This is a genomic window from Hydrogenophaga sp. RAC07, from assembly GCF_001713375.1.
In the GTDB taxonomy this organism is placed as follows: domain Bacteria; phylum Pseudomonadota; class Gammaproteobacteria; order Burkholderiales; family Burkholderiaceae_C; genus Hydrogenophaga.
This window is the reverse complement of record NZ_CP016449.1, coordinates 3,858,923-3,885,000: the sequence shown is the minus strand read 5'-3', so window position 1 is coordinate 3,885,000 and position 26,078 is coordinate 3,858,923. Positions and strand designations below refer to the sequence as shown.

Annotated in this window: 15 protein-coding genes, 4 tRNA genes and 6 rRNA genes (1 of these 25 cut by a window edge); 21 read left to right on the top strand and 4 right to left on the bottom strand. The window is 59.9% G+C overall.

Going from position 1 to position 26,078, the window contains the following annotated elements; genetic code table 11:
* From BSY239_RS18080 to rrf (BSY239_RS18035), 10 genes are all read left to right on the top strand, one after another.
* Positions 1 to 172 (top strand): 16S ribosomal RNA (locus BSY239_RS18080) (it extends 1,357 nt beyond the left edge of the window).
* Between the two features lie 114 nt (positions 173 to 286).
* A tRNA-Ile gene (locus BSY239_RS18075) sits at positions 287 to 363 on the top strand.
* Between the two features lie 26 nt (positions 364 to 389).
* Positions 390 to 465 (top strand) — tRNA-Ala (locus tag BSY239_RS18070).
* A 367-nt stretch (positions 466 to 832) separates the two neighbouring features.
* Positions 833 to 3,711 (top strand): 23S ribosomal RNA (locus BSY239_RS18065).
* A gap of 173 nt (positions 3,712 to 3,884) precedes the next feature.
* A 5S ribosomal RNA gene (rrf, locus tag BSY239_RS18060) occupies positions 3,885 to 3,997 on the top strand.
* A gap of 347 nt (positions 3,998 to 4,344) precedes the next feature.
* Positions 4,345 to 5,873, top strand: a 16S ribosomal RNA gene (locus BSY239_RS18055).
* Positions 5,874 to 5,987: 114 nt separating this feature from the next.
* Positions 5,988 to 6,064 (top strand) — tRNA-Ile (locus tag BSY239_RS18050).
* A gap of 26 nt (positions 6,065 to 6,090) precedes the next feature.
* Positions 6,091 to 6,166: transfer RNA gene (locus BSY239_RS18045), tRNA-Ala, on the top strand.
* A gap of 367 nt (positions 6,167 to 6,533) precedes the next feature.
* Positions 6,534 to 9,412: ribosomal RNA gene (locus BSY239_RS18040) — 23S ribosomal RNA — on the top strand.
* A gap of 173 nt (positions 9,413 to 9,585) precedes the next feature.
* A 5S ribosomal RNA gene (rrf, locus tag BSY239_RS18035) occupies positions 9,586 to 9,698 on the top strand.
* Together the 16S, 23S and 5S rRNA genes with 4 tRNA genes alongside form the textbook arrangement of a ribosomal RNA operon.
* 104 nt (positions 9,699 to 9,802) lie before the next feature.
* Here the strand turns inward: rrf (BSY239_RS18035) and BSY239_RS18030 are convergent.
* Positions 9,803 to 10,756, bottom strand: coding sequence for an MBL fold metallo-hydrolase (locus tag BSY239_RS18030; RefSeq protein ID WP_069048016.1), 954 nt, complete (start codon positions 10,754 to 10,756; stop codon positions 9,803 to 9,805).
* A 51-nt stretch (positions 10,757 to 10,807) separates the two neighbouring features.
* The gene (locus BSY239_RS18025; protein WP_069048015.1) at positions 10,808 to 11,545 is read right to left on the bottom strand and encodes an FFLEELY motif protein; all 738 of its coding nucleotides are present in this window, start codon (positions 11,543 to 11,545) and stop codon (positions 10,808 to 10,810) included.
* Between the two features lie 241 nt (positions 11,546 to 11,786).
* On the opposite strand from BSY239_RS18025, the gene BSY239_RS18020 reads away from it, so the two are divergent.
* Positions 11,787 to 12,635 (top strand): esterase/lipase family protein, encoded by an 849-nt coding sequence (locus tag BSY239_RS18020; RefSeq protein ID WP_236944100.1) that lies wholly within the window; start codon positions 11,787 to 11,789, stop codon positions 12,633 to 12,635.
* Here BSY239_RS18020 and phhA read toward each other — a convergent pair.
* Positions 12,557 to 13,411 (bottom strand): phenylalanine 4-monooxygenase, encoded by an 855-nt coding sequence (gene phhA, locus BSY239_RS18015; protein ID WP_069048013.1) that lies wholly within the window; start codon positions 13,409 to 13,411, stop codon positions 12,557 to 12,559. The two genes, BSY239_RS18020 and phhA, sit on opposite strands and share 79 nt — an antisense overlap.
* A gap of 11 nt (positions 13,412 to 13,422) precedes the next feature.
* Positions 13,423 to 14,553 (bottom strand): 4-hydroxyphenylpyruvate dioxygenase, encoded by a 1,131-nt coding sequence (hppD, locus tag BSY239_RS18010; RefSeq protein WP_069048012.1) that lies wholly within the window; start codon positions 14,551 to 14,553, stop codon positions 13,423 to 13,425.
* A 124-nt stretch (positions 14,554 to 14,677) separates the two neighbouring features.
* Here hppD and BSY239_RS18005 point away from each other — a divergent pair, with 124 nt between their 5' ends.
* The 10 genes from BSY239_RS18005 to BSY239_RS17960 all read left to right on the top strand — a co-directional run bounded on the left by BSY239_RS18005 (position 14,678) and on the right by BSY239_RS17960 (position 25,983).
* Entirely contained in the window at positions 14,678 to 15,151 is a 474-nt protein-coding gene (locus tag BSY239_RS18005) for an Lrp/AsnC family transcriptional regulator (protein ID WP_069048011.1), read from the top strand.
* Between the two features lie 107 nt (positions 15,152 to 15,258).
* Positions 15,259 to 15,996, top strand: coding sequence for a GNAT family N-acetyltransferase (locus BSY239_RS18000; protein ID WP_083240061.1), 738 nt, complete (start codon positions 15,259 to 15,261; stop codon positions 15,994 to 15,996).
* Positions 15,997 to 16,093: 97 nt separating this feature from the next.
* The gene (locus BSY239_RS17995) at positions 16,094 to 16,960 is read left to right on the top strand and encodes an HlyC/CorC family transporter (protein ID WP_083240060.1); all 867 of its coding nucleotides are present in this window, start codon (positions 16,094 to 16,096) and stop codon (positions 16,958 to 16,960) included.
* 73 nt (positions 16,961 to 17,033) lie between these two features.
* Positions 17,034 to 18,872: an apolipoprotein N-acyltransferase gene (gene lnt, locus BSY239_RS17990; protein WP_069048009.1), complete on the top strand. Its 1,839-nt coding sequence runs from the start codon at positions 17,034 to 17,036 to the stop codon at positions 18,870 to 18,872.
* Between the two features lie 125 nt (positions 18,873 to 18,997).
* The gene (locus BSY239_RS17985; protein ID WP_069048008.1) at positions 18,998 to 20,458 is read left to right on the top strand and encodes a hypothetical protein; all 1,461 of its coding nucleotides are present in this window, start codon (positions 18,998 to 19,000) and stop codon (positions 20,456 to 20,458) included.
* Positions 20,459 to 20,562: 104 nt separating this feature from the next.
* Complete coding sequence (glyQ, locus tag BSY239_RS17980) at positions 20,563 to 21,468, top strand: glycine--tRNA ligase subunit alpha (RefSeq protein WP_069048007.1); 906 nt, start codon at positions 20,563 to 20,565, stop codon at positions 21,466 to 21,468.
* Positions 21,469 to 21,489: 21 nt separating this feature from the next.
* Positions 21,490 to 23,637 carry a glycine--tRNA ligase subunit beta gene (gene glyS, locus BSY239_RS17975; RefSeq protein ID WP_069048006.1) on the top strand — a complete coding sequence of 716 codons (2,148 nt, stop codon included), beginning with the start codon at positions 21,490 to 21,492 and terminating at the stop codon, positions 23,635 to 23,637.
* A 100-nt stretch (positions 23,638 to 23,737) separates the two neighbouring features.
* Positions 23,738 to 24,322, top strand: a complete 585-nt coding sequence (gene gmhB, locus BSY239_RS17970) for a D-glycero-beta-D-manno-heptose 1,7-bisphosphate 7-phosphatase (RefSeq protein ID WP_069048005.1) — start codon at positions 23,738 to 23,740, stop codon at positions 24,320 to 24,322.
* 9 nt (positions 24,323 to 24,331) lie between these two features.
* Positions 24,332 to 25,081: a lysophospholipid acyltransferase family protein gene (locus tag BSY239_RS17965; protein WP_069048004.1), complete on the top strand. Its 750-nt coding sequence runs from the start codon at positions 24,332 to 24,334 to the stop codon at positions 25,079 to 25,081.
* Positions 25,082 to 25,089: 8 nt separating this feature from the next.
* Entirely contained in the window at positions 25,090 to 25,983 is an 894-nt protein-coding gene (locus BSY239_RS17960) for a M48 family metallopeptidase (protein ID WP_069048003.1), read from the top strand.
* The last annotated feature ends 95 nt before the right edge of the window (positions 25,984 to 26,078 follow it).

Below are 26,078 nucleotides of genomic sequence, written 5' to 3'. Positions count from 1 at the left end.
GTGAATACGTTCCCGGGTCTTGTACACACCGCCCGTCACACCATGGGAGCGGGTCTCGCCAGAAGTAGTTAGCCTAACCGCAAGGAGGGCGATTACCACGGCGGGGTTCGTGACTGGGGTGAAGTCGTAACAAGGTAGCCGTATCGGAAGGTGCGGCTGGATCACCTCCTTTCTGGAAGAAGAGCAATCAAGCTCAAACGCTCACACTTATCGGTTGTTGGAAGGAAGTCGCCAGCGATCCAGTTCATTCGCAAGAGTGGATCTGGGGAGATCAAGCGACCGGCTTGGGTCTGTAGCTCAGTTGGTTAGAGCACCGTCTTGATAAGGCGGGGGTCGTTGGTTCGAGACCAACCAGACCCACCATCCCCTCCAATGAGTCAAGACATCCTGGGGGATTAGCTCAGCTGGGAGAGCACCTGCTTTGCAAGCAGGGGGTCGTCGGTTCGATCCCGTCATCCTCCACCATCACTTCAGGTTGCGACTTGCAACCCCTTGTCTGTTTCAACATCAAAGCGTCCTGTGCTGCAGGGTGCTTTGATGTTGATCGGTATCTATCGATCAATAGATTGCCCTCGGGTGATCACGGCTGTTCTTTAAAAATTCATAGAGTCGAATCAGCGTTGCTGATGGAAAGCACATATTCGTAAAGGTTTCATGTGCACCGTGCCATCAGCAACAAGAATTTTTGATTGCGTCAACGAATATTCAATTTAGTCGAAAGATATGAATTGAAACGGCATAACGCGTCAGGTGCAAGACCTGACAGACATTTGCTTGATGTGATTTTGTGTTTTGCTGGGTTGAACGACCTGGTGAGACGTCAAAGTTATAGGGTCAAGTGAATAAGAGCACGTGGTGGATGCCTTGGCGATGATAGGCGACGAAGGACGTGATAGCCTGCGATAAGCTTCGGGGAGCTGGCAAATTAGCTTTGATCCGGAGATTTCCGAATGGGGAAACCCACCTAGCAGTAGGTATCGCATGATGAATACATAGTCATGCGAGGCGAACCGGGTGAACTGAAACATCTCAGTAGCTCGAGGAAAAGACATCAACCGAGATTCCGAAAGTAGTGGCGAGCGAAATCGGAAGAGCCTGTTAGTGATAGCACAAGACTTAACGGAACGCCTTGGAAAGGGCGGCCATAGCGGGTGATAGCCCCGTACGTGAAAAGACCTGTGTGGTACTGAGCTAACGACAAGTAGGGCGGGACACGAGAAATCCTGTCTGAATATGGGGGGACCATCCTCCAAGGCTAAATACTCATCATCGACCGATAGTGAACAAGTACCGTGAGGGAAAGGCGAAAAGAACCCCGGGAGGGGAGTGAAATAGATCCTGAAACCGCGTGCTTACAAAAAGTAGGAGCCTCGAAAGGGGTGACTGCGTACCTTTTGTATAATGGGTCAGCGACTTACATTCAGTGGCAAGGTTAACCGAATAGGGAAGCCGTAGAGAAATCGAGTCCGAATAGGGCGATTCAGTCGCTGGGTGTAGACCCGAAACCAAGTGATCTATCCATGGCCAGGATGAAGGTGCCGTAACAGGTACTGGAGGTCCGAACCGACTAGTGTTGCAAAACTAGCGGATGAGCTGTGGATAGGGGTGAAAGGCTAAACAAACTTGGAAATAGCTGGTTCTCTCCGAAAACTATTTAGGTAGTGCCTCAAGTATTACCATCGGGGGTAGAGCACTGTTTTGGCTAGGGGGTCATGGCGACTTACCAAACCAAGGCAAACTCCGAATACCGATGAGTACAGCTTGGGAGACAGAGCACCGGGTGCTAACGTCCGGACTCAAGAGGGAAACAACCCAGACCGCCAGCTAAGGTCCCTAAAACGGGCTAAGTGGGAAACGAAGTGGGAAGGCTAAAACAGTCAGGATGTTGGCTTAGAAGCAGCCATCATTTAAAGAAAGCGTAATAGCTCACTGATCGAGTCGTCCTGCGCGGAAGATGTAACGGGGCTAAGCCAGTTACCGAAGCTGCGGATTTGCAATTTATTGCAAGTGGTAGGAGAGCGTTCTGTAAGCCTGTGAAGGTGTCTTGTAAAGGATGCTGGAGGTATCAGAAGTGCGAATGCTGACATGAGTAGCGTTAAAGGGGGTGAAAAGCCCCCTCGCCGTAAGCGCAAGGTTTCCTACGCAACGTTCATCGGCGTAGGGTGAGTCGGCCCCTAAGGCGAGGCAGAGATGCGTAGCTGATGGGAAACAGGTCAATATTCCTGTACCGATTACAAGTGCGATGTGGGGACGGATCTTAATAGGTTATCCGGCTGTTGGATGTGCCGGTTTAGACAGATGTAGGCGACACGTAGGCAAATCCGCGTGTCATATACCGAGGCTGTTGATCGAGCGAGCTTGCTCGCGAAGTAACTGAACGAGGTCCCAGGAAAAGCCACTAAGCTTCAGCTTGTAATTGACCGTACCGCAAACCGACACTGGTGCGCGAGATGAGTATTCTAAGGCGCTTGAGAGAACTCAGGAGAAGGAACTCGGCAAATTGACACCGTAACTTCGGAAGAAGGTGTGCCCTAGTAGTGTGATGAGAACATCTGAGCACGAATGGGTTGCAAAAAATTGGTGGCTGCGACTGTTTATTAAAAACACAGCACTCTGCAAACACGAAAGTGGACGTATAGGGTGTGACGCCTGCCCGGTGCTGGAAGATTAATTGATGGGGTGCAAGCTCTTGATCGAAGTCCCAGTAAACGGCGGCCGTAACTATAACGGTCCTAAGGTAGCGAAATTCCTTGTCGGGTAAGTTCCGACCTGCACGAATGGCGTAACGATGGCCACACTGTCTCCTCCTGAGACTCAGCGAAGTTGAAATGTTTGTGATGATGCAATCTCCCCGCGGAAAGACGGAAAGACCCCATGAACCTTTACTGTAGCTTTGTATTGAATTTTGAACAGATCTGTGTAGGATAGGTGGGAGGCTTTGAAGCAGGGTCGCTAGATCTTGTGGAGCCAACGTTGAAATACCACCCTGGTGTGTTTGAGGTTCTAACCTAGGTCCATTATCTGGATCGGGGACAGTGCATGGTAGGCAGTTTGACTGGGGCGGTCTCCTCCCAAAGTGTAACGGAGGAGTTCGAAGGTACGCTAGGTACGGTCGGACATCGTGCTAATAGTGCAATGGCATAAGCGTGCTTAACTGCGAGACTGACAAGTCGAGCAGATGCGAAAGCAGGACATAGTGATCCGGTGGTTCTGTATGGAAGGGCCATCGCTCAACGGATAAAAGGTACTCTGGGGATAACAGGCTGATACCGCCCAAGAGTTCATATCGACGGCGGTGTTTGGCACCTCGATGTCGGCTCATCTCATCCTGGGGCTGTAGCCGGTCCCAAGGGTATGGCTGTTCGCCATTTAAAGAGGTACGTGAGCTGGGTTTAAAACGTCGTGAGACAGTTTGGTCCCTATCTTCCGTGGGCGCTGCAGATTTGAGGAAGCCTGCTCCTAGTACGAGAGGACCGGAGTGGACGCACCTCTGGTGTACCGGTTGTCACGCCAGTGGCATTGCCGGGTAGCTAAGTGCGGAAGAGATAACCGCTGAAAGCATCTAAGCGGGAAACTCGTTCCAAGATGAGATCTGCCGGGGCCTTGAGCCCCCTAAAGAGTCGTTCAAGACCAGGACGTTGATAGGTTAGGTGTGGAAGCGCAGCAATGCGTTAAGCTAACTGATACTAATTGCTCGTGAGGCTTGACCCTATAACTTTGATAAAATCTCAAAGTCAAATGTCAAACGACAGAAATGTCATGTGTATGCCGGTATGAATCGATACGTCGATTCAACTCGTTGGCAGCAATCAAAAATCAGCTGATTCGAAGCTCTATGAATTCGTTCCGGTTGTGCACTCGCACAGCCAGAACAACAAGTTATGCCTGACGACCATAGCGAGGTGGTACCACTCCTTCCCATCCCGAACAGGACAGTGAAACGCCTTTGCGCCGATGATAGTGCGGGTTCCCGTGTGAAAGTAGGTCATCGTCAGGCTCTTACCCAGCCCCCAAACCCCCTCGCGCCTCCCGGTGCTTGGGGGTTTGGGCTTTATAAGTGTAGGGGTATGTTTTTGGCCAGATAAGTTTTTCAAAAACTTTGACAGCGAAGCAAAAACTGATGTATACTACGAGGCTCAGCTGATCGCAGCTAAGCAAGCAGACGAAAGTGGTGAAAGTCGCTGAATCTGACGGATCATTAAAAATACACAGCCGATAAGCGTGGGCGTTTGAAGGCGATTGCGAAGCGGACTCGAAAGAGTCCAAGTCGCAAGACTTTAAACGCTCATGAGAATAGAAGTGAAGTTCACTTCAATTCCGTTTTTATGAGTAATTTTCAAGATCGAACTAAAGAGTTTGATCCTGGCTCAGATTGAACGCTGGCGGCATGCTTTACACATGCAAGTCGAACGGTAACAGGCCGCAAGGTGCTGACGAGTGGCGAACGGGTGAGTAATGTATCGGAACGTGCCCAGTCGTGGGGGATAACGCAGCGAAAGCTGCGCTAATACCGCATACGATCTATGGATGAAAGCGGGGGACCGTAAGGCCTCGCGCGATTGGAGCGGCCGATATCAGATTAGGTAGTTGGTGGGGTAAAGGCTCACCAAGCCAACGATCTGTAGCTGGTCTGAGAGGACGACCAGCCACACTGGGACTGAGACACGGCCCAGACTCCTACGGGAGGCAGCAGTGGGGAATTTTGGACAATGGGCGCAAGCCTGATCCAGCAATGCCGCGTGCAGGAAGAAGGCCTTCGGGTTGTAAACTGCTTTTGTACGGAACGAAACGGTCCTGGTTAATACCTGGGGCTAATGACGGTACCGTAAGAATAAGCACCGGCTAACTACGTGCCAGCAGCCGCGGTAATACGTAGGGTGCAAGCGTTAATCGGAATTACTGGGCGTAAAGCGTGCGCAGGCGGTTTTGTAAGACAGGCGTGAAATCCCCGGGCTTAACCTGGGAATGGCGCTTGTGACTGCAAAGCTGGAGTGCGGCAGAGGGGGATGGAATTCCGCGTGTAGCAGTGAAATGCGTAGATATGCGGAGGAACACCGATGGCGAAGGCAATCCCCTGGGCCTGCACTGACGCTCATGCACGAAAGCGTGGGGAGCAAACAGGATTAGATACCCTGGTAGTCCACGCCCTAAACGATGTCAACTGGTTGTTGGGTCTCTTCTGACTCAGTAACGAAGCTAACGCGTGAAGTTGACCGCCTGGGGAGTACGGCCGCAAGGTTGAAACTCAAAGGAATTGACGGGGACCCGCACAAGCGGTGGATGATGTGGTTTAATTCGATGCAACGCGAAAAACCTTACCCACCTTTGACATGTACGGAATTTGCCAGAGATGGCTTAGTGCTCGAAAGAGAGCCGTAACACAGGTGCTGCATGGCTGTCGTCAGCTCGTGTCGTGAGATGTTGGGTTAAGTCCCGCAACGAGCGCAACCCTTGTCATTAGTTGCTACGAAAGGGCACTCTAATGAGACTGCCGGTGACAAACCGGAGGAAGGTGGGGATGACGTCAAGTCCTCATGGCCCTTATAGGTGGGGCTACACACGTCATACAATGGCCGGTACAAAGGGTCGCAAACCCGCGAGGGGGAGCTAATCCATCAAAGCCGGTCGTAGTCCGGATCGCAGTCTGCAACTCGACTGCGTGAAGTCGGAATCGCTAGTAATCGTGGATCAGCATGTCACGGTGAATACGTTCCCGGGTCTTGTACACACCGCCCGTCACACCATGGGAGCGGGTCTCGCCAGAAGTAGTTAGCCTAACCGCAAGGAGGGCGATTACCACGGCGGGGTTCGTGACTGGGGTGAAGTCGTAACAAGGTAGCCGTATCGGAAGGTGCGGCTGGATCACCTCCTTTCTGGAAGAAGAGCAATCAAGCTCAAACGCTCACACTTATCGGTTGTTGGAAGGAAGTCGCCAGCGATCCAGTTCATTCGCAAGAGTGGATCTGGGGAGATCAAGCGACCGGCTTGGGTCTGTAGCTCAGTTGGTTAGAGCACCGTCTTGATAAGGCGGGGGTCGTTGGTTCGAGACCAACCAGACCCACCATCCCCTCCAATGAGTCAAGACATCCTGGGGGATTAGCTCAGCTGGGAGAGCACCTGCTTTGCAAGCAGGGGGTCGTCGGTTCGATCCCGTCATCCTCCACCATCACTTCAGGTTGCGACTTGCAACCCCTTGTCTGTTTCAACATCAAAGCGTCCTGTGCTGCAGGGTGCTTTGATGTTGATCGGTATCTATCGATCAATAGATTGCCCTCGGGTGATCACGGCTGTTCTTTAAAAATTCATAGAGTCGAATCAGCGTTGCTGATGGAAAGCACATATTCGTAAAGGTTTCATGTGCACCGTGCCATCAGCAACAAGAATTTTTGATTGCGTCAACGAATATTCAATTTAGTCGAAAGATATGAATTGAAACGGCATAACGCGTCAGGTGCAAGACCTGACAGACATTTGCTTGATGTGATTTTGTGTTTTGCTGGGTTGAACGACCTGGTGAGACGTCAAAGTTATAGGGTCAAGTGAATAAGAGCACGTGGTGGATGCCTTGGCGATGATAGGCGACGAAGGACGTGATAGCCTGCGATAAGCTTCGGGGAGCTGGCAAATTAGCTTTGATCCGGAGATTTCCGAATGGGGAAACCCACCTAGCAGTAGGTATCGCATGATGAATACATAGTCATGCGAGGCGAACCGGGTGAACTGAAACATCTCAGTAGCTCGAGGAAAAGACATCAACCGAGATTCCGAAAGTAGTGGCGAGCGAAATCGGAAGAGCCTGTTAGTGATAGCACAAGACTTAACGGAACGCCTTGGAAAGGGCGGCCATAGCGGGTGATAGCCCCGTACGTGAAAAGACCTGTGTGGTACTGAGCTAACGACAAGTAGGGCGGGACACGAGAAATCCTGTCTGAATATGGGGGGACCATCCTCCAAGGCTAAATACTCATCATCGACCGATAGTGAACAAGTACCGTGAGGGAAAGGCGAAAAGAACCCCGGGAGGGGAGTGAAATAGATCCTGAAACCGCGTGCTTACAAAAAGTAGGAGCCTCGAAAGGGGTGACTGCGTACCTTTTGTATAATGGGTCAGCGACTTACATTCAGTGGCAAGGTTAACCGAATAGGGAAGCCGTAGAGAAATCGAGTCCGAATAGGGCGATTCAGTCGCTGGGTGTAGACCCGAAACCAAGTGATCTATCCATGGCCAGGATGAAGGTGCCGTAACAGGTACTGGAGGTCCGAACCGACTAGTGTTGCAAAACTAGCGGATGAGCTGTGGATAGGGGTGAAAGGCTAAACAAACTTGGAAATAGCTGGTTCTCTCCGAAAACTATTTAGGTAGTGCCTCAAGTATTACCATCGGGGGTAGAGCACTGTTTTGGCTAGGGGGTCATGGCGACTTACCAAACCAAGGCAAACTCCGAATACCGATGAGTACAGCTTGGGAGACAGAGCACCGGGTGCTAACGTCCGGACTCAAGAGGGAAACAACCCAGACCGCCAGCTAAGGTCCCTAAAACGGGCTAAGTGGGAAACGAAGTGGGAAGGCTAAAACAGTCAGGATGTTGGCTTAGAAGCAGCCATCATTTAAAGAAAGCGTAATAGCTCACTGATCGAGTCGTCCTGCGCGGAAGATGTAACGGGGCTAAGCCAGTTACCGAAGCTGCGGATTTGCAATTTATTGCAAGTGGTAGGAGAGCGTTCTGTAAGCCTGTGAAGGTGTCTTGTAAAGGATGCTGGAGGTATCAGAAGTGCGAATGCTGACATGAGTAGCGTTAAAGGGGGTGAAAAGCCCCCTCGCCGTAAGCGCAAGGTTTCCTACGCAACGTTCATCGGCGTAGGGTGAGTCGGCCCCTAAGGCGAGGCAGAGATGCGTAGCTGATGGGAAACAGGTCAATATTCCTGTACCGATTACAAGTGCGATGTGGGGACGGATCTTAATAGGTTATCCGGCTGTTGGATGTGCCGGTTTAGACAGATGTAGGCGACACGTAGGCAAATCCGCGTGTCATATACCGAGGCTGTTGATCGAGCGAGCTTGCTCGCGAAGTAACTGAACGAGGTCCCAGGAAAAGCCACTAAGCTTCAGCTTGTAATTGACCGTACCGCAAACCGACACTGGTGCGCGAGATGAGTATTCTAAGGCGCTTGAGAGAACTCAGGAGAAGGAACTCGGCAAATTGACACCGTAACTTCGGAAGAAGGTGTGCCCTAGTAGTGTGATGAGAACATCTGAGCACGAATGGGTTGCAAAAAATTGGTGGCTGCGACTGTTTATTAAAAACACAGCACTCTGCAAACACGAAAGTGGACGTATAGGGTGTGACGCCTGCCCGGTGCTGGAAGATTAATTGATGGGGTGCAAGCTCTTGATCGAAGTCCCAGTAAACGGCGGCCGTAACTATAACGGTCCTAAGGTAGCGAAATTCCTTGTCGGGTAAGTTCCGACCTGCACGAATGGCGTAACGATGGCCACACTGTCTCCTCCTGAGACTCAGCGAAGTTGAAATGTTTGTGATGATGCAATCTCCCCGCGGAAAGACGGAAAGACCCCATGAACCTTTACTGTAGCTTTGTATTGAATTTTGAACAGATCTGTGTAGGATAGGTGGGAGGCTTTGAAGCAGGGTCGCTAGATCTTGTGGAGCCAACGTTGAAATACCACCCTGGTGTGTTTGAGGTTCTAACCTAGGTCCATTATCTGGATCGGGGACAGTGCATGGTAGGCAGTTTGACTGGGGCGGTCTCCTCCCAAAGTGTAACGGAGGAGTTCGAAGGTACGCTAGGTACGGTCGGACATCGTGCTAATAGTGCAATGGCATAAGCGTGCTTAACTGCGAGACTGACAAGTCGAGCAGATGCGAAAGCAGGACATAGTGATCCGGTGGTTCTGTATGGAAGGGCCATCGCTCAACGGATAAAAGGTACTCTGGGGATAACAGGCTGATACCGCCCAAGAGTTCATATCGACGGCGGTGTTTGGCACCTCGATGTCGGCTCATCTCATCCTGGGGCTGTAGCCGGTCCCAAGGGTATGGCTGTTCGCCATTTAAAGAGGTACGTGAGCTGGGTTTAAAACGTCGTGAGACAGTTTGGTCCCTATCTTCCGTGGGCGCTGCAGATTTGAGGAAGCCTGCTCCTAGTACGAGAGGACCGGAGTGGACGCACCTCTGGTGTACCGGTTGTCACGCCAGTGGCATTGCCGGGTAGCTAAGTGCGGAAGAGATAACCGCTGAAAGCATCTAAGCGGGAAACTCGTTCCAAGATGAGATCTGCCGGGGCCTTGAGCCCCCTAAAGAGTCGTTCAAGACCAGGACGTTGATAGGTCAGGTGTGGAAGCGCAGCAATGCGTTAAGCTAACTGATACTAATTGCTCGTGAGGCTTGACCCTATAACTTTGATAAAATCTCAAAGTCAAATGTCAAACGACAGAAATGTCATGTGTATGCCGGTATGAATCGATACGTCGATTCAACTCGTTGGCAGCAATCAAAAATCAGCTGATTCGAAGTTCTATGAATTCGTTCCGGTTGTGCACTCGCACAGCCAGAACAACAAGTTATGCCTGACGACCATAGCGAGGTGGTACCACTCCTTCCCATCCCGAACAGGACAGTGAAACGCCTTTGCGCCGATGATAGTGCGGGTTCCCGTGTGAAAGTAGGTCATCGTCAGGCTCTTACCCAGCCCCCAAACCCCCTCGCGCCTCCCGGTGCTTGGGGGTTTGGGCTTTGTGGGGTCCGCTTTAGGTGCGCGTGAATGGCATCCAGCGTTGGTTAACTCAGGCGTCGACGATCCTGTCGCCCTGCACCCGCAGTGCATTGCTTTTGGCCAGATCGGCAATCAGTGAGTTGAGTGATTCGTGCAGGGCCTCGGTATCAGGTGACACGGGGCGCCGCTCAAGGCTGCGTATGTACGGTGTCTTTGTATACCAGGCAAGCAAGTCGTCAAAGGTGACGGACTGCCACTCCAGCAGTTTGAACTTGAGCAGTACCTTCAGTGCATATCTGCGGTGTTTCTCGGGGGTTTTCACGAACTGATCCAAGCGGCTGCGCGCACGTTGCAGCGCGCCCTCCACGTCGTCAAACACTGCCCCATGGCCCGGTATCACTGCCGCGGGCTTCAACGCTTCGATCACAGACAATGTGTCGGAAACTTCCTCGAAGGCGTCGATGCCTTCCAGCTCGGGAAACACCACGCCAAAGCCGTTCTCCCACAAGGCGTCGGCTGAAATCAACACCCTGCTGGAAGGCTCGAACAGGACAATGGAATGGGGATCGTGCCCTTTGGCCGCATGGATCTCCCAGTGGGCATGGCCCAGCCGGATCGTGTCGCCGGGAAACAGGACTCCATGGAAGTTGAAGGCGGGACAGGTCTGTCCCGTGGGTTCGTGGGTGAGTGTTACCGGGTCCCAGTTTGCAACCGCCTCAGCCTGGCCCGGAGGAATCCGGGTTTTGAGTTGGGGAAACGCCGCCTGAAGTGCTGCGTTGCCACCGCAGTGATCGCTGTGCAGATGGGTGTTCAGGAGCAAATCCAGTGGCCGTGTCTGCAGCGCGTCCTGAACAAGGGAGACGGTCTGACTTGAGTGCGTGCAATAGCCCGAGTCCACCAGTGCTGTTGATTCATCACCTTGAAACAGCACATTGTTGGACGACAGCCAACCGCGCTCGAAGACAGTGATGCCCAGGCGATTCAAGCGTGATGCGGTGCATGCAGGCGAATTCGTTTCATTCATGAGAGAGAGACCTTCGGTTGATCATCAGCGTTTCTGAAAGGGGCGTGTTCTTCAGGCTCTGCTATCGAGTTCTTCGTCCAGTCTGCGGCGGCAGGCCGCCAAATCTTCGTCAAACAAGGCTTGTACCCAGCCCGATTCCCTTCCTCGAATCGTGTCGAGGAAAGGGCGCGCGTCGCCCAACGCGGCAAACGCGTCAAAACCAGTCTCCAGAAAGTGCTGCAGTGCATCGAGCCCCGCGGCCCTCGCAGGATTGCGCATCATGCGGAGCCCGAGTCGCAGGGTTTTCATGCGGGTGAGACGCTGCAACTCGAGCCCCATGTGTTGCACCACCGCGAGCTGGCGCTCGCGCGATGCGCGCGCGTCCGTGCTCCGCCAGGCGACGATGTAGCGCTCGGACGGCGAATGGGCTGCATCAAGGCTGAGCCAATGGGTGGCCAGCTGATGATCCAACACCTCGGTCAATGCGTGGGTTTCGGACAGGTCGGTTGCCAGCTGTGCCACCGCTTCTGGAAAAAGGCGCTCCAAGGCGCCAGCGATCCGGGCAAACTGGGCATCGCGCCTGGCGAAATCGTGCACGCCGTAGAGCTCGTCCAGAAAGAAACGTGTCGCCGGTGCGTATTTGGGGTGTTCCAGAAAGTCGGCGTAAGTCCCGCGAAAACGGCGCGCCTGCAGGTGCTTGATCTCGTCCACCGCGGCCTGCAAGCCTTCGGCTTGCGCTTGAGCGCGCAACTGGCTGACGCGCGAAAGGTGCGAGCGGATGAGGTCGGAGGCACTGGTGGGCGGGCTCATGGGCAGTCTGGAGACAGTCTAGCCCCACCGGGAGTGCCAGGGTGTCACGCAGGGAGATCGGTCCGGCACTTCAGTCAACCCGTGCCATAGTTTGCCCATGCACACCCTGCCGCCCAACAGCATCAACGATCAAGAACGTCGAACCTCTTCGCTCGCACGCCTGCAACAAACGCTGCTGTTGGTCGGTGTCGCCAGCGGGCTGGCCTGGGTTTGGTGGTCCTGGCCTCGTTCCCTGACGGCCATGCTTGCAGGCACGGCCCTGATGACCCTGGGCTATGCGGTGATCCTGGGCATCGAAACCGTGGCCGCTGCGACCGTCAACCGCACCGACGGCGCGCAGCGAGCCAGTGCCGCCGAGTGGTTGGGCGCTTGGTGGCAAGAGGTGAAGGTGGCGCCTGAGGTTTTCGCCTGGCGCCAACCGTTTCGCTGGCGTCAATGGCCCGACACCACCACGGCGCCGCCGGCTTCGCCGCCCGCGGTGGTGCTCGTGCACGGCTTCTTCTGCAATCGGGGGTTCTGGTTGCCCTGGATGGAGCGGCTGCACGAGCGCGGTGTGCCCTTCGTCTCGGTCAATCTGGAGCCGATCTTCGGATCGATCGACGACTACGCATCGACCGTCGATGAAGCTGTGACGCGCGCCACAAGCTTGACGGGCCACGCGCCCACCCTGATCTGCCACAGCATGGGTGGACTGGCGGCTCGGGCCTGGTTGGCGGCCACGCCCGGCGCGGTATCACGGGTTCAAAAGATCATCACGATCGGTACACCGCACCGCGGCACCTGGCTGGCACGTTTCAGCCACCTGGCCAACGGGCGCCAGATGCGCCACGACTGCGACTGGCAGAAGAGCCTGCTCGAGCGCGAGTTGGTGCTTCACCCACAGCGCAACGCTGACCGGTTTGTCTGCTGGTACAGCAACACCGACAACATCGTCTTTCCGGCCTCCACCGCCACCCTGCCGGGCGCAGACAACCGACTCGTGGCGGGCGCCGCCCACGTGGCACTCGCCTTTCACCCGAAAGTGATGGAGGAGTCGCTGGCGATGGTGTCGTCGGCCGACAAGTCGCCGAGCGAACGCACGGCTTCGTAGAGTGGCGCGAAGTCGGGCGCCGTCATGTCGAACAACTGATCGAAGCTGTCGATGACGAAGTAGATGGCTTGATAGTCGTCGATCTTGTAGCGCGTGCGCATGCAACGCAAGAGATCGAGAGCGATGCGCTTCGGCTGCAGGCTGGTGACGCTGTGCCGCAGCTCACCCGACGAGCTCAGGATGCCGGCGCCATAGGCGCGCAGTCCGCCGGCCTGGCGGATCAACCCGAACTCGATCGTGTACCAGTACAGCCGCGAGAGCAGCTCGCCCGCGCCCAGGTCGTGCGCCTTCAGGCCACCCGCGCCGTAGCGCTGCACATAGTCCGCGAACACCGGGTTGAACAGCAGCGGTACGTGGCCAAACAGGTCGTGAAACACATCGGGCTCGACCACGTAATCGAACTCGTCGGGTGTGCGGATCCAGTCCGTCACCGGAAAACGCCGATTCGCCAGCAGGTCAAAAAAGGGGCGTTCGGGAATGAGGCCAGGCACCGCCACCAATTCCCAGCCGGTGGCGGGCTTCAGGCGTTTGTTGATGTCCTCGAAGCGCGGGATGCGGTCGCGGGCCCCCAATGAAGGGAGGGCTTCGATGAAGGCATCGCAAGCCAGGCCTGGCAGCAGCGCTGTCTGGCGCTCGTAGAGCCGGCGGTAGGTGTCGTGGTCGGCATCCGAGTACGCGGCCCAGTTTTGCGCGCAGGTGTAGTCGGCCTGCGCGCGCGCATAGTCGCCGCGCGGCGGGCGCTCGCTGGCGCCATAGACAACGGGTTCAACGGCCATTGCAATGCCTCTCAGGCTTTCAACACACCGCGGCGCACCTGGTCGAGCTCCATCGTCTCGAACAAAGCCTTGAAGTTGCCCTCTCCGAAGCCTTGATTGCCTTTGCGCTGGATGAACTCGAAGAAGATCGGGCCGAGCTGGTTTTCGCTGAAGATCTGCAGCAGCAATTCACCTGGCGTGCCGTCCACGAGGATGTTGCGCTGCTTCAGCGCTTCCACGTCTTCACCGTGGTTCGGGATGCGCTTGGGCAGCAGCTCGTAGTAGGTCTCGCTGGTGTTGAGCAGCTTCACGCCACTGAGTTCCAGCGCGTCCACCGTGTCGTACAGGTTGGTCGAACCCATGGCGATGTGCTGGATGCCTTCGCCGTGGTAGCGGTCCAGGTACTCCTGGATCTGTCCGGCCTTCTCGTTGCCTTCTTCGTTGATCGGGATGCGGATCTTGCCGCAGGGGCTGGTCATAGCCTTGCTCTTCACGCCGGTGGCCTGGCCTTCGATGTCGAAGTAGCGCACCTCGCGGAAATTGAACAGGCGCTCGTAGAAGCCCGCCCATTCGTCCATGCGGCCGCGGTGCACGTTGTGCGTGAGGTGGTCGATGTAGGTCAGACCATGACCCACCGGGTTGAGCTCGGCGCCGGAGTTCTCGGCGATGGGCTGGAAGTCCACGTCGAAGAAACCGATGTTGCCGATGTCGCCCGTTTGGGCGCCGTTCTTGCCGCGCCACTGGTCGATGAAGTAGATGATGGAGTCGCCAATGCCCTTGATGGCCGGGATGTTCAGCTCACCTGGGCCGGCCGACTGCGCGTAGCCCCAGGCGCCCAGGGAGATGGCGCGTTCGTAGGCTGCCTTGGCATCGCCCACACGAAAGGCAATGGCGCAGACGCTCGGGCCGTGCAGACGTGCGAAGCGCTGGGCAAAACTGTCGGGTTCGGCGTTGATGATGAAGTTGATCTCGCCCTGGCGGTACAGCGTCACCGCCTTGCGGCGGTGCCTTGCAACCGGCTTGAAACCCATGCGCTCGAACAGCGCGCCCATGGCCACGGGGTCGGGCGCAGCGTACTCGATGAACTCGAAGCCGGCGGTGCCCATGGGGTTCTCCCATTCGGTGGCGGCGGTTTGTGCGACGTCGGGCAATGCGTTGTTCATGTCTGTCTCCGGGAGCGTGGGAAATGTCGGGCTGTGGGCCACTGTATCGGCGCAGCCTGTCACGATTCCGGCGTTTTGGGGCGCTCCGCTTGTCGTTCTTGCAGGAAAGCTGCATAGTTGGCTCATGGAAGCATTGGACAAGCTTGATCGCCACATATTGCGCAGCCTGCAGGCCGATGGCCGCGCCACCTACGACCAGATTGCCGAGACGGTGGGCCTGTCGCCCAGCGCCGTACTGCGGCGTGTGCGCCGCCTGGAAGAGGCGCAGGTGATCGACCGTTATGTGGCGCTGGTGCGGCCGGAAGCGGTGGGCCTGGGCCTCACGGCCCATGTGAACGTGCGGCTGGAGAAACACGCCGGCAGTGGCAAACGCAACCCCATGGACGAGTTCCGGGCCAGCGTCATGGCGTGGCCCGAGGTGGTGGAGTGCGCAGCGCTCACTGGCGAAATGGACTTTCAGTTGCGCCTGGTGGTGGCCGACATGGCGGCGTATTCGCGCTTCATGATGGACACCTTGCTCAAACACCCCAGCGTGCAGGACTGCAAGACCAGTTTTGTCATGGACCGTGTGAAAAGCACGACCGCGCTGCCGCTGTAGAGCACGCGCCGCACGACCGGCGGTCGCTCGCTGCCCGCCCATCGGGAAACCGCCCGTTTAGGGACTTCAGTCCTTGTCGATATAGGGATAACCCTTACAGTCTTGCCATGGTCAATCCCTCCCGTTGGTTCAAGTTCGCAACCCCACCCGCCCAGGCGACGGTGGGCACGGTTGCGAGCGCCGCGCGAACGTCGGACGATCGCCACTTCCCGTCCAGCAGCGTGGTGGTGCCCATCCGCTCCATTGGCCCTGGCCAACGAGAACGCATCCTCGATCACTTGCTCGCCCTCGAGCCTCACGACCGCTACCTGCGCTTCGGTTACGCCGCCAACGACGAGCAGATCACGCGCTACGTGGACCAGCTCAACTTCGATCGCGACGAACTCTTCGGCATCTTCAACCGCCGGCTCGACCTGATCGCCATGGCCCACCTGGCCTTCTCGATCGACCCGCAATACACCAGCTGCGCCGAATTCGGTGTGTCGGTGTCCAAGAGCGCGCGCGGCCGCCGTTATGGCAGCCGCTTGTTTGAACGCGCGGTCATGCACGCGCGCAACGAAGGGGTGACACAGCTGTTCATCCATGCGCTGTCCGAGAACACCGCCATGCTGAAGATCGCGCGCCACGCAGGCGCCATCATCGAGCGCGACGGCTCGGAGTCCGAAGCCCACTTGCGGCTTCCACCGGCCGACTTCGACTCGCGCGTGACCGAACTGGTCAACCAGCAAGTCGCCCTCACCGACTACCACCTCAAGGTCCAGGCCAAACAGTTCTGGCGCTTGCTGAGCGTGTTGCAGGACATCCGCCAGGGCGTGCGCGATGCCCGTGATCGGGTGCGCGGCTGACAGCTGGTCGGTGGATCGGTGCGGCCTGGCCGCATTTTTGCTTTGAGTCACCGGCTTGCGGTATCCTTTCGCACCGTTACAACTCCCCCAACCTTCAGTGGCCGAATCCTCTCCCAGTGGTGGGCCGCAGCGCAGCCTGCGGCATGTCGACAAGCGTGGTTTCCTGCAAAAGCTCGCGGAGTTCATCCACCCCGGGCCGGACTCCAAGGACGAGCTGATCGAAACCCTCGCCGACGCCGAGGACAACGACATCATCAACGCCGAGTCGCGGGTGATGCTCGAAGGTGTGATCCGCATCGCCGACATGACCGCTGGCGACGTGATGGTCGCCACCCCGCGCATGGATGTGCTGGACATCGACGCGCCCTACGACGAGTTGCTTCATCTGGTCATCGACACAGCGCACTCGCGCTTTCCGGTGTTTGAGGGCGAGCGCGAAAACATCATCGGCATCCTGCTGGCCAAAGACTTGCTCAAGCTGCAGCGCGCGCCCGAGCTCAACATCCGCGCCTTGCTGCGCCCGGCCACCTTCGTGCCCGAAACCAAGGGTCTCAACGATCTGCTGCGCGAGTTCCGCGGCAACCGCAATCACCTGGCCATCGTGATCGACGAGTTTGGCCGCGTGGCCGGCCTCATCACCATCGAAGACGTGCTGGAAGAAATCGTCGGCGAGATCGAAGACGAGTTCGATGTGGCCGAGGACGAAGGCGATGTGTTTGCGCTGGCCGACAGCACCTGGCGCGTCAGCGGCGACACCTCGATCGAGCGCATCAACGAATCGTTCGGCCTCAAGCTCTCCGAAGACGACTTCGACACCATCGGCGGCATGATCGCCCACGCCATGGGACATGTGCCCAAGCGCGGTGAGGTGCACGAGCTCGAAGGCCTGCGCTTTGTCGTGCTGCACACCAAGGGTGGTGCGGTGAAGTGGTTCAAGGTCTCGCCGGTTCCGGCCGAGCCCTGAGCCGCGCCCCGAGCCCGACCCGGTCATGCGCAGCCTCTTTGGATCGCTCCACACCCCGTCGAGCTTCAACCCGATGAGCCGCCGCCCTCCGGGGCGCAGCGCACGCGGCAGCGGTTTTTTCTGGTTCTGGATATGCCTGCTGGGCGGCGTGTTGCAGGCCGCGTCCATCGCCTGGCCGTTCACCGGCTGGAGCCTGCCGGGCATGACCGCCGGGCAGCCCAGTGGCTTCTGGCAGATCGTCTCGTTGTCCCTGCTGGTTCTCGCATTGCAGTACGCCACGCGCGTGGGGCAGGCGGCCTGGCGGGGCTGGGTGTTTTCCACCGCCTGGCTGTCGGGCACCTTCTGGTGGCTGTTCATCTCGCTGCACACCTTTGGGGGGCTGCCGGCCTGGCTGGCGGTACTCGCGGTGCTCGCGCTCGCCGGTCTGCTGTCCATTTATTACGCCGTGGCCGTGGGCCTGCTCTGCAGTTGGGCGCCTGTGTCGCGCACCGCGCAGGCGCTGTTGTTTGCGTCGCTCTGGACCCTGGCCGAGCTGGCGCGCGGCCACTGGTTCACCGGTTTCCCCTGGGGGGCGGGCGGCTACGCACAGGTGGACCTGATGGCGCCCTGGGCACCGCTCGTGGGCGTGTACGGCATGGGTTTCCTGGCGGCGATCCTGGCCTACGCCGTGGCCTCCATGGTCTCGGGTCTGTGGCGGCGCCTGAGCACCTGGCTGGCATCGCCGGTGAGCCGGCCGGTCAGTCGCACAGCCGCGGGTTCCCGCATGGCTGCACCGGGTGCGCGCGTGCAGGCCCGTGTGGTGCCGGGCTTGACCGACGGATGGTGGGGCCTGGCGCGCTCATTGATCTTGCTGCTTCTGGTGGGTGGTTTGCTGGTGAGCATGCTCGGGGGTGGGCAGGCCTGGCGGACCCTGGGGCAGCGCGGCACTGCGAGCACCGGCGAGCTGCGGGTGTGGCTGTTGCAAGGCAACATCCCGCAGGACCAGAAATTCGTGCCTGGCACCGGCATCGCACAGGCCTTGTTCTGGTACCCGCAGCAGATCGGCCTGGCGGTGGAAGCCGCGCGCGCCAACCCCGCCATTGGGCCGCAGCTCGTGGTGGCGCCCGAGACCGCTGTGCCGCTGCTGCCCAACCAACTCGGCGCTGAATTCTGGAAGCCCTTGCTCGGCGGCCTGGCCGAGCAGCCCGCCGCCGGCGTGAGCGCCATGGTCGGCCTGCCATTGGGCAGCCTGGAGCAGGGCTATACCAATTCGGTGTGGGGCCTGACCCCCGCGACGGCCGCGAAGGAGCGGGCCCGGGTCGATGTACCGGGTGCGCTGGGTGCCGGCATCTACCGCTACGACAAAAACCATCTCGTGCCGTTCGGTGAATTCATCCCGCCGCTGTTCCGCTGGTTCACCGATCTCATGAACATCCCGCTGGGCGACTTCAACCGCGGTGGTCTGGCCCAGCCTTCGTGGGCAGCGGCGGGGCAGCGCATCGCGCCCAACATCTGTTTTGAAGACCTGTTTGGCGAAGAGCTGGCCGCGTCGTTCACCGACGCCGCCACCGCGCCCAGTGTCTTGATCAACCTCAGCAACATCGCCTGGTTCGGCGACTCGGTGGCCATCGACCAGCACCTGCAGATCTCGCGCCTGCGCGCCATCGAGCTGGGCCGGCCCATGCTGCGGGCCACCAACACCGGCGCCACGGCGGTCATCGACCACAACGGCGTGGTCACGCACCAGCTGGAGCGCCTCACGCGCGGCCGGCTGGAGGCCACCGTGCAGGGACGCAGCGGCATCACACCCTACGCACAGTGGACCGCGCGCTGGGGTCTGATGCCGATGTGGGTCGGCTGCCTGGTGCTGGTGCTTGTCATTGCGTCGTTGCGCAGCCTGGGTCGCCGCGGCGGCCGCACCCGCCGGCGCTGAGCCGCTGCGAGGCATCAGCGATTCGGCAGGAATCGCTCAGAAGTCCATCAGACACCACGCCGGGGGCGTTGGTACAACTCAGGACCCCCGACCGTGTTGGCGGGGCATCCTTGAGGGCTTTCTCCATGGCGTCATCCATTCCGTTCGACCATCCCGCGCTGGTGCTGGGACACGTCGTCAACACCGATCTGCTCAGCCGGCTGGAGAAGATCGCCGGTCTGCAGGCCAAGACCGATGCCGCGTTCGAGCGCATGAACTCCTTCATAGCCATGCGGCGCGGGCTGAGCATGACGATCAACGAGCTGGTCAGCCTGGGGGTGGACATCACCGAACTCAAGGCACGCATTGCCGAACTCAACCAGCACGTGAGCGACGCCGCGCGCGACTACATGACGGCACGCATCACCAACGACACCGGTGTGCAGCAACTGCGCGAAGAGGTGGCGGCGATTGAAAACGTGGCGGGGCTGGAGAGCCCGCTGGACTTTTCAGGCGTGCAGGTCGAGCGCCTGCCGCTGGCGTCCGACTCCATCAAGATCGATCTCCAGTACTTTTCATACGGCAGCAACGACGACACCAGCGCGACGGCGATTGCCAACATCGAGAGCGTGATCAGGGAATCGACCTCGTCGCTGGGCCCGGCGGCGCGGGACGTGCCCAAGGCCGCTGCGGCGCAGGTGCATCAGCAGCTCAAGAACCACAGCCTGATCGGCACCATCGTGATCACCGCCAGCGCCACCCACCGTTCCTCGGCGATGTTGCAACCGCTCAATCTCGACGTGGACAAGGCGGTGGAGGTGTGGAACAGCGTGCACGGCAAGGCGGGCGAGGGCATCAACACCACCGATCTGGCCTCGATGATCCAGGCCTCCGAAGCCCAGGGTGGCACCGCCGACGCCAACAGCCTCACCCTGCTCACCGGTGCGAACTACGGCTCCAGCTTCATCGGCATGGTGCACATGGTCAACAACGAAATGACCGGCACCGGCCTGGGCGCCGAGCAGGAAGAGGCGGTGCAGGACCAGATGCGCATGGGGGGCTGGCTCAAGGCCGCGACCGGGGGTTTTGGCGTGGACGAATCGGTGCTGGACAACGTGCGCAAGCTGCTCAGCACACAAAACGTGTCCACCCACGTCAACCTCATCGTGCTGGGCAGCGTGCCCTCGCTGGCCTCGTCGCAGTTGCGCATGGGGGTGGCGAGCTTGCTCGACGACCCGCAGCGCACCGGCGCCAGCGTGCCTGGCCGGTCCTACGACTCACACCAGACCGCAAGCTCCATGGCCGAGGGTTCGCTCAAGGGCGGCCAGCAGGTGGCCCTGCAGAGTGGACTGATGCAAAGTGTCATCCAGGGGCTGGGCAGCATCGACCACGGCAGCAACAAGGTCGTTGACCTCAACACCTTGATGAACTCGTTCGACAACTACATCACCCAGGTCTCGGACGTCAAATCGGTGGGCATTCCGATCAGCTTTTTCTTCAAGAAGATCTCCAAGGCCCACATCGCGCGCCTGTGGCTCGACAAGTACTTCGCCCTGGCCAAGACCAAGGGCGATCCCAGCGCCGCGAAGAACGCCGCTGCGAAGTGAACAGGCGCGCCCGGCCGGGCAGGGCGCGCCCGTAAAATCGGGAGTTTGCGTGGCCGTGCCCGGCGCGCTCCTTCTTTCTTCTGCGCGGCCCACGCGCCAGCCCCATGTTGACCTTCCAGCAAATCATCCTGACCTTGCAGTCCTACTGGGACAAGCAAGGCTGCGCCCTGCTCCAGCCCTACGACATGGAGGTGGGCGCCGGCACCAGCCACACCGCCACCTTCCTGCGCGCGCTCGGCCCCGAGCCCTGGAAAGCCGCCTACGTGCAGCCCAGCCGCCGCCCCAAGGACGGCCGCTATGGCGAAAACCCCAACCGCCTGCAGCACTACTACCAATACCAGGTGGTCCTGAAGCCCGCGCCGAGCAACATCCTGGAGCTCTACCTCGGCAGCCTGGAAGCGCTGGGCTTCGATCTGAAAAAGAACGACATCCGCTTCGTGGAAGACGACTGGGAGAACCCCACGCTCGGCGCCTGGGGCCTGGGCTGGGAGGTCTGGCTCAACGGCATGGAGGTCACGCAGTTCACCTACTTCCAGCAGGTGGGCGGCATCGACTGCAAGCCCATCACCGGCGAGATCACCTACGGCCTGGAGCGACTGGCCATGTACCTGCAGGGCGTGGACAACGTCTACAACCTCCAATGGACCAACACCTTGAGCTACGGAGATGTGTACCTGCAGAACGAGAAGGAGCAGTCGGCCTACAACTTCGAACACAGCGACGCCGACTTTCTGTTCACCGCCTTCACCGCGCACGAGAAGCAGGCCAAACACCTGATGGAGCAGCAGCTCGCACTGCCTGCATATGAGCAGGTCTTGAAGTGCGCACACAGCTTCAACCTGCTGGACGCGCGCGGCGCCATCAGCGTGACCGAACGCGCCGCTTACATCGGCCGCATCCGCAACCTCGCGCGTGGCGTGGCCCAGAGCTACTACGAGAGCCGCGAGCGCCTGGGTTTCCCCATGGCGCCGCGCGAGTGGGTGGACCAGATGGTGAAGAAGGCCGCGTGAGCGCCCGGAGAAAGAACAAGAATGACCGCACAGAACCTGCTCGTTGAACTGTTTGTTGAAGAGCTGCCCCCCAAGGCTTTGAAGAAACTTGGCGACGCCTTCGCCACCGTGCTGGCCGACCAGCTCAAGGCCCAGGGCCTGGCATCGGCCGATGCGGTGGTGACGGCGTTTGCCTCCCCGCGCCGCCTGGCCGCGCACGTCACGGGCTTGCTGGGCCGTGCAGCCGACAAGGCCGTGTCGCAAAAGCTCATGCCGGTGAGTGTGGGCCTGGACGCCAGCGGCCAGCCCACGCCCGCGTTGCTCAAACGCCTGGGCGCGCTCGGTGCCGACGCAACCGCCGTGGCCGGCCTCAAGCGCGCACCCGACGGCAAGGCCGAGGCGCTGTTCTTCGAGAGCGTGGCGCCCGGCGTCGAGTTGGCTGCGGGCCTGCAGAAAGCGCTGGACGAATCGCTCGCCAAGCTGCCCATCCCCAAGGTCATGAGCTACCAGCTGGAGACCGATTGCGAACTGCCCGGCTGGAGCAGCGTGAACTTTGTGCGGCCGGCACACGGGCTGGTCGCTTTGCACGGCAGCAGCGTGGTGCCGGTGAAGGCGCTGGGGCTCACCTCGGGCAACAGCACACAAGGCCACCGCTTTGAAGCTGCGGTGTCGCCGGTGGTGTTGAAAGACGCCGACAGCTATGCGGCCACGCTGCTGAAGGACGGCGCCGTGATCGCCTCGTTCGCCGAGCGCAGGGCCGAGATCGTGCGCCAGCTCGCTGCCGCCGCCGCGAAAGTGGGCGGGGGCTGCAAGCCCATTGAAGACGACGCGCTGCTCGACGAAGTGACCGCGCTGGTCGAGCGGCCCAACGTGCTCATCTGCGCGTTCGAGCCGCAGTTCCTCGGCGTGCCGCAGGAATGCCTGATCCTCACGATGAAGGCGAACCAGAAATACTTTCCGCTGCTCGACGCCGCCGGCAAGCTCACCAACCAGTTCCTGGTGGTCAGCAACATCAGCCCGAGCGATGCGAGCGCGGTCATCGGCGGCAACGAACGCGTGGTGCGCCCGCGCCTGGCCGACGCCAAGTTTTTCTTCGACCAGGACCGCAAGAAGACGCTGGCTTCGCGCGTCGAGGGTCTGGGCAAGGTGGTCTACCACAACAAGCTGGGCACGCAGGGTGAGCGCACAGAGCGTGTGCGGGCAATTGCCGAATGGGTAGCGGCGAAAATTGGCGCCGATGTCGAGCAAGCGGGAAGAGCAGCAACGCTGGCCAAGGCCGATTTGCTGACCGACATGGTGGGTGAGTTCCCCGAGCTTCAGGGCATCATGGGTGGCTACTACGCCCGCCATGACGGTGAACATGCGGATGTTGCCGCTGCTATTGCTGATCAATACCAGTTGCAGCGTGACCATACCAACGCAGCGAACTTGATCTCGATGACATTGGATATCGCAGACCGCGTTGAGACTCTCGTTGGAATCTGGGGCATTGGCCTCAAGCCAACGGGTGAGAAAGATCCCTTTGCGCTGCGGCGCCACGCTCTGACGTTGATCAATCGCTTCGAATTGCTTGGACTGGCGTCGAGTCTCGGAGCTGGCCACATGCAACTACAACTGTCGAGCCTGCTTGACTTTGCTAAGCAGCAGTTCAAGCCTGGACTCATCAGTGCCGAGGTGTGCACTGAGTTGACAGAGTTCATCTACGACCGTTGTCAAAACCGCTTGGTGGCAACTTTCAAGCAACGTGTCGAGGTTGCCGATGCAGTCGTTTCAATGCGCCCACCTTTGCATGACATCTCAGCTCGCATTCAAGCAGTAGAGAAATTCTCAAAGCTGCCCGAAGCCCCCGCCCTCGCCGCCGCCAACAAACGCATCGGCAACATCCTCAAGAAATCCGAAGGCGACGTGGCGGCCACGGTGAACGAAGCCGTCCTGATCGAGCCAGCCGAGAAAGACCTGTTTGCCGCCATGCAAACCACCGTGCCCGCCGCCAACGCGAAGTTCGACGCCGGCGACTACACCGCCAGCCTGCAGTCCCTTGCCGCGCTGCGCGCCCCGGTCGATGCCTTCTTCGACGGCGTCATGGTCAACGCCGACGACCCAGCCCTCAAAGCCAACCGCCTCGGCTTGCTCAAGCAACTGCACGACGCCATGAACCGCGTGGCCGACCTCTCGCGCCTGGTGGCATGAGGACCCCCACGCTCCACCGCTTCGCGGGTCGCTGCCCCCCATGGGGGTGCGGCCTTGCTTGGGGCGGCCCTGCGCTGCGCCCCTCCTTCGGAAGCCCGCCATGAAACTCCTCATCCTCGACCGCGACGGCACGCTCAACCGGAGCCGCGACGACTACGTCGCTTCGCCGGACGAGTGGGAGGCGCTGCCGGGTGCGTTGGAGGCGGTGGCGCGGCTCAACCAGGGGGGCTGGCGTGTGGTGCTGGCCACCAACCAGTCCGGCATCGGGCGGGGTCTGTTCGACATGGCGTCGCTCAACGCCATCCACGCCAAGATGCACCGCCAGCTGGCCGCGGTCGGCGCGCGGGTGGACGCGGTGTTTTTCTGCCCGCACGCGCCCGATGAAGCTTGTGCGTGCCGCAAGCCCTTGCCCGGCCTGTTCACCCAGATCGGCGAGCGTTTCGGCGTCTCGCCGGCATCGGTGCCGGCGGCCGGCAATGCCTTGCGCCATGTGAAGGCTGCCGCCGCCGCGGGCTGCCCGCCCCACCTGCTGCTCACCGGGCAGTCCGAGCACCTGCGCGGCCGCGTGGGTCACGGCACGAACACCGATCTCGCCGCGCTCGCGCCCGACCTGCCACCGGGCACCCACACCCACGACGACCTCGGCGCCTTTGCCGACTGGCTGCTCGCGCAGCCCACGACCTGAACGCCTTCCATGTACCTCCTCAATTTCCTGCGCTCGGTCCTGCACACGCTCTTCATGGTGGTGACGGTGATCCCTTGGGGGCTGGCGGTGCTGATTGCTGCGCCCTTTCTCAACAGCACGCAGATCTACTGGATGTGCGCCGGCTGGCTCAAGCTGGCGGTCAGCGGCGGCACGGTCATCCTCGGCATCAAGAACCACGTGATCGGGTTCGAGAACCTGCCGGTGGGCAGCACCGCACCGGCGGTGTTGCTGGTCAAGCACCAGTCCACCTGGGAGACCTTCAGCATGCCCGCGCTCATGCCGCACCCGCTGGCCTATGTGTTCAAGAAAGAGCTGCTGTACGTGCCGTTCTTCGGCTGGGCCATGGGTCGCATGGACATGATCCACATCGACCGCAGCAAACGCGCCCAGGCCTTCAACAAGGTGGTGGAACAAGGCCAGCGCCTGCTCAACCAGGGCACCTGGGTGATCATGTTTCCCGAAGGCACACGCATCCCGCGCGGCCAGAAGGGCACCTACAAAAGCGGCGGCACGCGCCTGGCGGTGGAGACCGGCGCGCCGGTGATCCCGATCGCCGTGACCTCGGCCAAGTGCTGGCCGCGCAAGGCTTTCGTGAAGAAGCCGGGCACGGTGGAGTTTTCCATCGGCAAACCGATCCCCAGCCAGGGCCGTCAGCCCGACGAGCTGATGCGCGAAGTCGAGGACTGGATCGAAGCCGAAATGCGCCGCCTCGACCCCACGGCCTATCCACAGGGCTGAGCCAGGCCATGCAGCGCTTTCTTCAGCTGGCGCTCGACTTCCTCGGTGGCCCCGACCCCGAGCCGCTGCGACCTGCGCCAACGCCGCGGGCCGACGTGGCCGCCGCACCCGCGCTGCCGATGGCCCAGGTGTTCCAGCCAGCGACCTGGCACCACCCGCGTGCCAACCGAACGCTGCGCCTGGGCTCGTGCGACGTGGCTTACGAATTCAAGCGCGGCAAACGCCGCACCATCGGCCTGTCGGTGAGCCCGGACGGCCTGAGCGTGAGCGCGCCGCGCTGGACGCCGGTGGGCGAGGTCGAAGCGCTGCTGCACGACAAGTCGGCCTGGGTGCTGGAGAAACTGCAGAGTGCGCGCGAACGCGCAGGCGACCTGGCGCAGGCCCGCATCACCTGGGCCGACGGCGCCGAGTTCGACTACCTGGGTGAACGCCTGCGCCTGGTGCTCGACCCGGCGCACGGCTTCACGCAGGTGGGTGCGGTCTTTGAAGCGGCCACCGGCCCCGGCGCGCTCGCCACGCTGCGGCTGGGGCTGGCGGGCAACGCGAACGAAGCCCAGATCCGCGACGCCGCGCAGGCCTGGTTGATGAAGCGGGCCAAGGCCTTGTTCGCCCAGCGGCTGGACCACTTTGCGCCGCAACTGGGGGTGAGCTATTCCAGGCTGCGCCTCTCCAGCGCGGGCACACGCTGGGGCAGCGCCAGCGCCGACGGCACCATCCGCCTGAACTGGCGCCTGATCCACCTCAAGCTGGAGATGGTGGACTACGTGGTGGTGCACGAGCTCAGCCATCTGCACCACATGGACCACAGCCCGCAGTTCTGGGACGTGGTGGCCAGCGTCATGCCCGACCACGCGTCAAGGCGCAAGGCGCTGCGCAGCGCGGCCGTGCCGCTGGGCGAGTGAGGGTTGTGCCCCCACGCTCCACCGCTGCGCGGGTCGCTGCCCCCCGAGGGGGCTAAGCCTGCCTTGGGGCGGCCCGGCGGCTGGCTCGTTGAGCC